The organism is Streptomyces sp. SID12488 (genome assembly GCF_010548275.1).
Lineage (GTDB): Bacteria > Actinomycetota > Actinomycetes > Streptomycetales > Streptomycetaceae > Streptomyces.
In genome coordinates, this window is the sequence record NZ_JAAGLT010000014.1 from 202375 (window position 1) to 212489 (window position 10115).

General features: G+C 71.4%; 6 protein-coding genes. 4 read left to right on the forward strand and 2 right to left on the reverse strand.

Annotated elements, in window-relative coordinates:
- Positions 1–212: 212 nt before the first annotated feature.
- From G3I56_RS22435 to G3I56_RS22450, 4 genes are all read left to right on the forward strand, one after another.
- Positions 213–1226 carry an acetamidase/formamidase family protein gene (locus tag G3I56_RS22435; protein WP_164411628.1) on the forward strand — a complete coding sequence of 338 codons (1014 nt, stop codon included), beginning with the start codon at positions 213–215 and terminating at the stop codon, positions 1224–1226.
- Positions 1227–1343: 117 nt separating this feature from the next.
- Complete coding sequence (locus G3I56_RS22440) at positions 1344–1943, forward strand: N-acetylmuramoyl-L-alanine amidase (protein ID WP_164411630.1); 600 nt, start codon at positions 1344–1346, stop codon at positions 1941–1943.
- 106 nt (positions 1944–2049) lie between these two features.
- Positions 2050–3330 (forward strand): GAF domain-containing protein, encoded by a 1281-nt coding sequence (locus tag G3I56_RS22445; RefSeq protein WP_203690399.1) that lies wholly within the window; start codon positions 2050–2052, stop codon positions 3328–3330.
- Between the two features lie 241 nt (positions 3331–3571).
- Positions 3572–5095 carry an aldehyde dehydrogenase family protein gene (locus G3I56_RS22450; protein WP_164411633.1) on the forward strand — a complete coding sequence of 508 codons (1524 nt, stop codon included), beginning with the start codon at positions 3572–3574 and terminating at the stop codon, positions 5093–5095.
- 204 nt (positions 5096–5299) lie between these two features.
- On the opposite strand, the gene G3I56_RS22455 is transcribed toward G3I56_RS22450, so the two are convergent.
- Together G3I56_RS22455 and G3I56_RS22460 are read right to left on the reverse strand one after the other, a co-directional pair.
- Positions 5300–5791: a pyridoxamine 5'-phosphate oxidase family protein gene (locus tag G3I56_RS22455; RefSeq protein WP_164411635.1), complete on the reverse strand. Its 492-nt coding sequence runs from the start codon at positions 5789–5791 to the stop codon at positions 5300–5302.
- A gap of 128 nt (positions 5792–5919) precedes the next feature.
- A complete protein-coding gene (locus G3I56_RS22460) occupies positions 5920–10098 on the reverse strand; it encodes a thioester reductase domain-containing protein (protein ID WP_343240025.1) in 4179 nt (1392 codons plus the stop codon).
- Positions 10099–10115: the final 17 nt, after the last annotated feature.

Below are 10115 nucleotides of genomic sequence, written 5' to 3' on the forward strand. Positions count from 1 at the left end.
GACCGCGGCTTCGATGCCCGGCACGGCACGCCACCGTCACCCGTTGGAGTGGCCGAGTTATCCACAATCACTCGGTCATCCACCGAAATCCAAGGGCTCTTCCTGCCCGACCACGAAGCGCCGTAGCGTGATCCACGTGAGGCGCAGCCCGTCACGTTGCCCGCCTGGTGCGCCCCCACCGCCGACCTTCCGCAGAACGGAGCTGTGCAGCGATGACCGACCCCAGGATTTTGACCGTGCGCCCCGAACCGGGCGAGTACGCCTGGACGTTCGGCGGCGCGCCGCCCGTCGCGCGGATCGCGCCAGGCACTGTTCTCGACCTGTATACGGAGGACTGCTTCGCCGGACGCGTGCGTTCCGAGAAGGATCTGGTGTCCGAGGTCTGCGAGTTCCCGTTCCTGAACCCGCAGACGGGTCCCTTCCATGTGGAGGGCGCGGAACCGGGCGACACCGTCGCGGTGCACTTCGTGTCCATCGAGCCGGCAAGGGACTGGGCGGCGTCGACAACGGTCCCGTTGTTCGGGGCGCTCACCTCCACCCACACCACGGCCACACTGCAGCCTCCGCTGCCGGAGACGGTCTGGATCTGGCAACTCGACCGGACGCGGCGCACGGCACTGTTCCGCGCGCGGGACAGCGACATCGAGATCGAGCTGCCGATGGACCCGATGCACGGCACGGTGGGCGTGGCGCCCGCCAACCTGGAGGTGCGGTCCGCGCTGGTGCCCGACGCGCACGGCGGGAACATGGACACGCCGGAGATGCGAGCCGGTGTCACCTGCTATCTCGGGGTGAACGTCGAGGGTGCGCTGCTCAGCCTCGGCGACGGTCACGCCCGCCAGGGCGAGGGCGAGACCTGCGGGGTCGCCGTCGAGTGCGCGATGAACACCGTGGTGATCGTCGAGCTGCTCAAGGGAGTTGCCACCCCCTGGCCGCGTATCGAGTCCGACACGCACATCATCTCGACCGGCTCGGCCCGGCCGTTGGAGGACGCGTTCCGGATATCCCAGCTCGACCTGGTGCGATGGCTGGTGCGGGACTACGGGTTCAGTGAACTGGACGCGTACCAGTTCGCGTCCCAGGCCGTCGAGTCCCCGCTGGCCAACGTTTGCGACACCAATTACACATGCGTGGCGAAGATCCGCAAGGAGTGGCTGCCGGCCCGCGAGACCCATCGTGGGCTGCACGCACAGTTGCGCGAGACGGCGACGGCACTCCAGCGCTGAGCCGAGCACTTCTCAGGCCTCCGCATCCTCCTGCCACACCAACGCGTCTCATACGCGGTAGCCCCCAGTCCCCTACCAGTCCCCAGCCCCCGCCCGTAGTCGAAAGGAATTTCACGCATGGAGCGGACCATGTCGTTCCCCAGCAGACGACGGCTGTTGAAGAGCTCAGCGCTCACCGCAGGCTTCTACGCCCTGCTCCCCGCTCCCCGAGTCGGCGCCCGGCCCCGGTCGCTCGACTACCCGCTCGGCACCTGGGAGCCAGCGACCACCGCCAACTACACGGCGTCCGGCCGCCCGGTGACCCGGGTCCCCGACCTCGTCGTCATCCATGTCACCCAGGCTTCCTACGCCAACACCCTGGCCGTCTTCCAGCACCCGCGGAAGAAGGTGTCCGCGCACTACGTCGTGCGGTCCGGCGACGGACACGTGGCGCAGTGCGTGCGGGAACACGACATCGCCTGGCACGCGGGCGACTGGAACCACAACCTGCGCAGCATCGGCATCGAACACGAAGGGTGGGTGGACCGCCCCGGCTATTTCACGGACGCCCTGTACGAGAAGTCGGCGAGGCTCACCGCGACGGTCTGCACGCGCTACGGCATACCGAAGGAGCGCACGCACATCATCGGGCACTACGAAGTTCCTGGTACCGATCACACCGATCCGGGGCCCGACTGGGACTGGACGCGTTACATACGCCTCGTCAACGCCGCCTGAGCGAAGCGATGGTGCCGTCGACCGGTCTCCTGGCGTCGAAACGGTTGTCCCAGTCCATCCCCCGAGTGACGATGTCACCAGCCGCATCGCCTTCCGGGAGGCCCAGTTGACCGATCCATGGGTGGCCCTGGAACAGGGAGCCGACCCCGTCGAACGGGGACGCGTGCTGCGTCGCGCGCACGAGACGTTCACCGAGGCGGGGACGGTGACACTGCCGGTGCGTTCCGTGGTGGCGGACTCCTGGAGACGTTCCGCCCGGGCAGGGGTGGGGCCGGACGGCACCGCGAGCGTGGATCTGATGGACGGCGACCTCGGCGCCTACCGTGCGGAGCATCCGCTGGCCCGGGTGATGCCCCTGTTCCGTGAGCTCATGGGCACCTTCGCCGCCGACGGCGAGCATCTGCTCGCGGTGTGCGACGCGCAGGGCAGGCTGATGTGGGTCGAGGGGCATCCGACCACCAGACGGCAGGCGGGGCGGATCAACTTCGTACCGGGGGCGCGCTGGGCGGAGTCCGCGGTCGGTACGAACGCGCCGGGTACGGCGGTCGCCGTGGACCGGCCGGTGCAGGTGTTCGCGGCCGAGCACTTCATCCGGCAGGTGCAGCCGTGGACGTGCGCGGCGGCTCCGGTGCACGATCCGCGCACGGGACGGGTGCTCGGTGCCGTGGACATCACCGGCCGGGACGGGCTCGCGCATCCGCACAGCCTCGGGTTCGTGCAGGCGGTGGCGCGGGCCGCCGAGTCCCAGCTGGCGCTGCTCGCCCCGGCCGGCCCCGCCACGGAAGCGCTCGAACTGACCGCGCTGGGCCGTGACGAGGCTCATCTGCTTGTCGCCGGGCGCGCGTTGCGGCTCAGCCGTCGGCACAGCGAACTTCTCGTCCTGCTCACCCGCCATCCGGAAGGGCTGACCGGCGACGAGCTGCTGTGCGCGCTGTACGAGGACGAGTCGGTGACACCGGTGACGCTGCGCGCCGAACTGGCCCGGCTGCGCCGTGTCCTGGCGCCCGGGTTGCTGGCTTCGCGCCCGTACCGGCTGACGGTGCGGGTCGAGTCGGACATCGCCGTCGTGGAGCGCTCGATCGAGACCGGTGCGGTCACGACGGCGGTGCGGGCGTATGCCGGTCCGCTGCTGCCCGGTTCCCGGGCACCGGCGGTGGCCCGGCTGCGGCGCAGGCTCGCCGACGGCCTGCGCACCGCGCTGGTGGCCCGCCGGGACCCGGACCTGCTGGCCGACTGGGCCCACGCGCCGTGGGGCGAGGACGACCTCGACGTATGGCGTGCGCTCGCGGCAGTGCGACCGACGGCGGCCGTAGGGGCACGCCTGAACGAGCTGGAGTCGGAACAGGCGGCGCCACGGGGTTGGGCGCATCCGGCCGCCCGGCGCTGACGGAACACCGACGCCGGAGGCCGGGGCGCAGGTTCCACGACTCACGCGGGTATCAGGCACCTGTCGGCCCACGCGGCGGCGCCCTTGTACACCTCCCGCGATCGTGGCTGACCCTGCACGCACCCAGCCCGGCCCCAGCGCCCACGGACCGGTGCGCAACCTGTCTGCAACCTCGCTGCTTCTAGCCTCGCGGCGAGAGCGGCCCAACGGCGGGCGGCTCTGCTGAAGGAGGCAGGCCAGCATGACCCGTTACTCGGCGCCCGGTACCGACGGCGCGATCGTCTCCTACCAGGCGCGGTACGACCACTTCATCGGCGGCGAGTACGTGCCGCCGACCCGGGGGCAGTACTTCGAGAACCCGAGTCCGGTGAACGGGCAGCCGTTCACGGAGATCGCGCGGGGCACCGCCGAGGATGTGGAGCTCGCGCTCGACGCGGCGCACGCGGCGGCGCCGGCGTGGGGCCGTACGTCGGTGACCCAGCGGTCCGGCATCCTGCTGAAGATCGCCGACCGGATGGAGGCGAACCTCGAAGCACTGGCGGTCGCCGAGACCTGGGAGAACGGCAAACCGGTACGGGAGACCCTTGCCGCCGACATCCCGCTCGCCATCGACCACTTCCGCTACTTCGCGGGCGCGATCCGCGCGCAGGAGGGGTCGCTCGGCGAACTCGACGACGACACGGTGGCGTACCACTTCCATGAGCCGCTCGGTGTGGTCGCGCAGATCATCCCGTGGAACTTCCCCATCCTGATGGCGGTCTGGAAGCTGGCGCCCGCGCTCGCGGCGGGCAACGCGGTCGTGATCAAGCCTGCCGAGCAGACGCCGGCGTCCCTCCACTACTGGATGAGCCTGGTCTCGGACCTGCTGCCGGCGGGTGTCGTGAACATCGTCAACGGCTTCGGGGCGGAGGCGGGCAAGCCGCTCGCGTCGAGTGCGCGGGTGGCGAAGGTGGCGTTCACGGGTGAGACCACGACGGGGCGGCTGATCATGCAGTACGCCTCGGAGAACATCAAGCCGGTCACGCTGGAGCTGGGCGGCAAGTCGCCGAACATCTTCTTCGACGACGTGTGGGCGGCGGACGACGACTTCCGTGACAAGGCGCTCGAGGGCTTCACCATGTTCGCGCTCAACCAGGGCGAGGTGTGCACCTGCCCGTCCCGAGCACTGATCCAGCGCGGCAACTACGCCGATTTCCTCCAGGCCGCGGTCGCCCGCACCGAGCTCATCAAGCCGGGGCACCCGCTCGACACGGACACGATGATCGGCGCGCAGGCGTCCAACGACCAGTTGGAGAAGATCCTTTCGTATCTGGACATCGGCCGGCAGGAGGGGGCCAGGATCCTCACGGGTGGTGAACGCATCGAGTACGACGGTGAGTTGAAGGGCGGGTACTACGTCCAGCCGACCATCTTCGAGGGTGACAACCGGATGCGGATCTTCCAGGAGGAGATCTTCGGGCCTGTGGTGTCCGTGACCTCGTTCGACGACTTCGACGACGCGATCAAGACCGCGAACGACACGCTGTACGGTCTCGGGGCGGGCGTGTGGACCCGGGACATGAACACCGCGTACCGGGCGGGCCGCGCGATCCAGGCGGGCCGGGTGTGGACCAACTGCTACCACGCCTATCCCGCGCACGCGGCGTTCGGCGGCTACAAGCAGTCCGGGATCGGCCGGGAGAACCACAAGATGATGCTGGAGCACTATCAGCAGACGAAGAACCTTCTTGTTTCATACAGTCCGAAGAAACTTGGGTTCTTCTAGAGCTGCAAGTCGGTTGTCTGGAGGGAGGTTTTCCCTCCAGACAACCCAGCTCCTCAGCCACTGAGCCGTTTCCGACCTCGGGTGTCGGCTGGGCAGTTGGCCTGGCAGACAGATGAAGACCACGGTACGTACGAAGGTCGTGCGGGGCGGCTGGGAGCGGCGCGCGCCGGTCACATCCCTTCATGTCCTCGGCGCACACCGGCCTCATTCGGGGGGTTCGTCGGCCCAGATACGGCTGGCCAGGTCGGAGCCGCGCAGGACCTGGACGCGCCAGGGATCGATGCGCAGCAGGTGGTAGTCGGAGCTGGTGGGGCCGTCGCTCCAGAAGGTGTGGGGGTCGTAGCCGACGCCAGGGGGGCTGTTGTGGTGGTACAGCTCCCAGGCTCGCAGTTTGGTGTCCGGGTCGTGCACCCAGGCGGAGACGCTGTCGACGGCCACCGCGTTCTGGCACGGGTGCCAGTACGAGTACGTCGTGTGGGGGTTGTTCGCCAGGTGGGCCGCTTTGACCGGGGTCCGGTAGGCGGCCAGCCAACCCACGGGACGCGCGTCGACCACCTCCCAGACGGGCAGGACAACCCGGGCCCGGGGGCGGTTCGCACGGTCGACGGTGATCATCGTGCAGTAGACGATCTGCTGGACGTACTCGACGAAGGCGGCCTCGATCTCGGCGAACGAACGCACCTGTGCAGCGCCCATGACGGAACCTCGGATTCGGGGACGGAGTCGGGGGAAAAGGGCCGTCCGTCCGGCTGCTCCCTGAGAACAGTCGAACGGACGGGGGCCGGACGGCCGGACGAGGTCGTCCGATCGGCGGTCGTGGGCGGTCACGGGGCGGGCGGGAAGTGCCCTTCCTCGACGAAGAAGTCCACGTACCGGCCGAAGAGTTCACGGGTCAGGGGCGGGCAGGAGATGTCCGTGCCGGCGAGAGCCGCCTCGGTCTCCGTCGTGTCGATGGGCGGATAGAAGCCGTCGGTGTCGGAGGTCATCATCTCGAACGCGTGCAGCAGCGGGAGCAGGGCGTTGTCCCGGTCGGCCCGCACCGCCGCGCTCCACCGCTCCCAGTCCGGCTCGTCGAGCCGGTAGCCGAGTTCGCGCAGGTACGACACACAGTCCGCGAGGCTCAGCGCGCTGCGGTTGAACAGGTGGAAGGTGCCACCGGCCTCCCCCCGCAGCGAGATGCCGACGATGGCAGCGCTGACGTAGTCGACCGGCAGAAGATGGAAACGTCCGCCGGCTCCCGCGGGCGCGGCCTGCGCCTGGAGAAGGCCCTTGAGGCTGAGCCAGACGAAGTCCCGTGTCTGGCAGGCCCCGTTGCGTGTGTCGCCGGAGATGACGTCGACGCGGTGCACGGACACCGGCAGACCCCGGTCCCGGGCGAGGCCCACTATCTGTTCGGCGACCCACTTGGACTGCAGATACCCGCTCGGCAGCACTTCGGCGGGACCGGTCGGGTCGGTCACCTTCAGCGGAACGCCCGGGGTGACCGGCCCGTTGAACACGCCGACCGTCGAGATGTAGTGCACCGGAACCGTGCGATGGCGGGCCGCCAGGCGCAGGATCTCCCGGGTGCCCAGGACGTTGGCGGTCCGCAGCGCCTCGTAGGGGTGCAGCCAGTGCACGGTGGCGCCCGCGTGGTAGACCACGTCGGCGGTGCGGGCCAGGCTGTCGTACGCCTCCTCGGTCAGTCCCAGACGCTCGCTCGCCAGGTCGCCGGCGAGTACGCGCAGCCTGCTCTCGTCGATCTCGTCCCAGACGCGGTACCAGACCAGGCTGTCCCGCAGCCGCTCGTACGCCGCCCGGTCGTCCGTGCCACGCACCAGGCAGTGGACGCGGGCGGTCGTGGTGCGCATCAGATCACGCAGCAGGAACGCGCCGAGGAACCCGCTCGCGCCGGTGAGCAGGATGTCGGCCGGGGCGACGACGGTACGTACGACCTGCTCGGCCGGGCGGATGTCGTCGGGCAGTTCGATGTCGGCGCCGTAGTCGACGGCCGTGCCCTCGGCGGACGCCGCGCTCTCGTTCTCGTCCTGGGACGCGAGAAGCGCGGTGCGCAGGTGCGCGGCGAGGGCCCGGGGGGTCGGGTGGTCGAAGATCAGGGTCGCCGGCAGCCCCAGACCGGTGACGGCGGCGAGCCGGTTGCGCAGTTCCACGGAGGTCAGCGAGTCGAAGCCGCTGCTCTGCAGCGGGCGTTCGGGGTCGGTGCCCGCGGTGTCGGCACGGCCGAGAACCCGGGCGATCTCCGCCGTCACGGCTTCGAGGACGACCGTGTGCTGTGCCTGTTCGTCGAGTCCGGCGAGCCGGTCGGCGAGGGCGGGACCCGCGTCGGCCGCGCCACTCGCCGTGGCCCGGGCCGGCACCCGCACCAGGGACCTGAGCAGCGCCGGAACCTGTGGCTGCCGGCGCAGGGCCGAGGCGTCGAGCGGGGTCGCCACAGTGTACGGGCGGCCGGTCCGCACGGCCAGGTCGAACAGGGCTGTGCCCTGCTCCTGGCGGACCGGGAGGAATCCGCTGCGGGCGATCCGCTTGAGGTCCGTCTCGGTCAGGCCGCCCGTCAGGCCGGTCGCCTGCTCCCACAGGCCCCAGGCGATGGACGTGGCGGGCAGGCCGAGCGCGGCGCGGTGCCGGGCGAGTGCGTCAAGGTGGGCGTTGGCCGCGGCGTAGGTGGACTGGCCGGGGCCGCCGATGGCCGCGGCGACGGACGAGAACAGGACGAACGCCGTCAGGCCGGCGTCCCGGGTCAGCTCGTGCAGGGCCCAGGCCGCGTCGGCCTTGGGCCGCAGCACGGCGTCGAGCCGCTGTGGGGTCTGCGACGCGATGACTCCGTCGTCGAGCACGCCGGCGGTGTGGACGACGGCCCGCAGCGGATGCTCGGCCGGCACCGACGCCAGCAGCCGCGCGAGTGCCGTGCGGTCGGCCACGTCGCACGCGGCCACGGTCACCGACGCGCCCAGGGCCAGGAGTTCGGCCCGCAGTTCCTCGGCGCCCGGGGCGTCCGGGCCACGCCTGCCGGCCAGCAGCAGGTGGCGCACTCCGTGCCAGGTGACCAGGTGGCGCGCGAAGTGCGCACCGAGCGATCCGGTACCGCCGGTGATCAGGACGGTGCCGTCGGGGTCCCAGTCCGTCTGCGGGCCGGCGGGCGCGGGGGGCGCCTGCCTCGGCGTGCGCGACAGGCGCGGTACGCGGATCCCGGGGGCGCCGGTGGTGTCGGTGCCGCGAACCGCGGCCTGCGGTTCGCCGGCGGCGACCACGGCGGACAGGGCGTCCGCAACGGTGCCCGAACCGGCATCCACGTCCGCCAGGACGATGCGTCCCGGTGCCTCCGACTGCGCCGAGCGCAGCAGGCCCCAGGCGGCGGCCGAGGCCGGGTCGGTGATGTCCTCGTCCTCGGTGACGGCCACGGCGCCGCGGGTCACGACGACCAGCGGCGTCGCGGACAGGGTGTCCTGGGCGAGCCACTGCTGGGCCCATGCCAGGGCCCGGCCCACCGTGTCCCTAACGGCGTCCTCGGCGACGAGTCCGGCGTGGGTAGTCAGATCCAGGTGTACGGCGTCGATCCCGTCGCCGGCTGCCACGGCGGCGGTCACGGAGGGCACGTCCGGGTACGCGTCCGAGCCGAGGGTGATCCAGCGCAGGGCGGCGGCGGGCAGGGGCCGCGCGAGCCACTCGATGTGGTGCAGCGCGTCGTGGTGACGCGAGCGGGCCGCCCGCAGCGTTTCCGCGTGGACGGGACCGATGGTCACGGCGTCGACCACCGCGACGGTCTGCCCGGCCGGGTCGGTGAGGTGCACCGCGTAGGTGTCGGCGGCGCCGGGGAGCGGGGCGATGTGGACGCGCAGGGTGTCGGCGCCGGTGGCGTACAGGCGCAGGCCGCGCCACCGGGTCGCGGTGCGCGGAAGACCGGGCAGGCCGGTGGCGTACAGCGGCTGCAGGGCGGCCTCCAGCAGGGCCGGGTGGAGGGCGAAGCCGTCGCCTTGCGCGCCGATTTCGGCGGTCAGGGCCACTTCGGCGAACAGTTCGTCGCCGCGCCGCCACATCCGGCTGACCCCCTGGTACTGGGACCCGTACTCCGATCCGGCGGCGGCGAAGCGCTCGTACATCGCGGACGCGCCGGACGCACCGTCGGGCGCGTCGTCCTCGCCGGTGACCGGTTCGGCGTCCGCCGGCGGCCATTGCGCCGGCGGCTCGGTGGCCGTCGGCGGGACGAGCGGTGTCTGGCTCAGCAGTCCGTGCGCGTGGCGCGTCCAGGACGCGCCGGTGTCGTCGGGCCGGGCGTGGACGGTGAGGACGCGCCGGCCCGCCGTGTCCGGTTCGCCGACGCGGACCTGGAGGTGCACGGCACCGGTGCGGGGCAGCACCAGCGGTATGTCGAGGGTGAGTTGGTCGACGGCCGTGCAGCCGGTCTCGTCGCCGGCCCGGATGGCCAGTTCGGCCAGGACCGTGTTCGGTACGACGGTCTCGCCGGCGACGGTGTGCGCAGTGTGGAAACCGGCGGTGCGGGCCGACAGGCGGGCCGTGAACAACGCCTCGTCGCGGTCGCCGGGGAACAGCGCTGCGCCGATCAGGGGGTGGTCGGTGGTGTCGAGGCCGAGGCCGCCGGCGTCCCGGCCGCTGCCTCCGCCGGCCTCGACCCAGTACCGCTGGTGGCGGAAGGCGTAGGTGGGCAGCGGGACCCGGCGGGCTCCGGTGCCGGCGAAGAACGCCTCCCAGTCGACGGAGACGCCCCGGGCGTGGAGGATGCCGATACCCTCCACCAGCGCGTGCGGCTCGGTCCTGTCGTGGCGCTGGAGGGCTTGGACCGTGGTGTCCTGCCTGTCGGCGAGGACGGTCCGGGCGAGGGCGGTGAGTACGCCGCCGGGGCCGATCTCGGCGAAGGCCCGCACGCCGTTGTCGTGGAGGGTGGTGACGGCGTCGGCGTAGCGGACGGGCCGGCGGACCTGGTCCACCCAGTAGTCCGCGGACCGCAGATCCTCACCCGAGGCCACCCGGCCCGTCACCGTCGACACCACCGGCAACCTCGGCG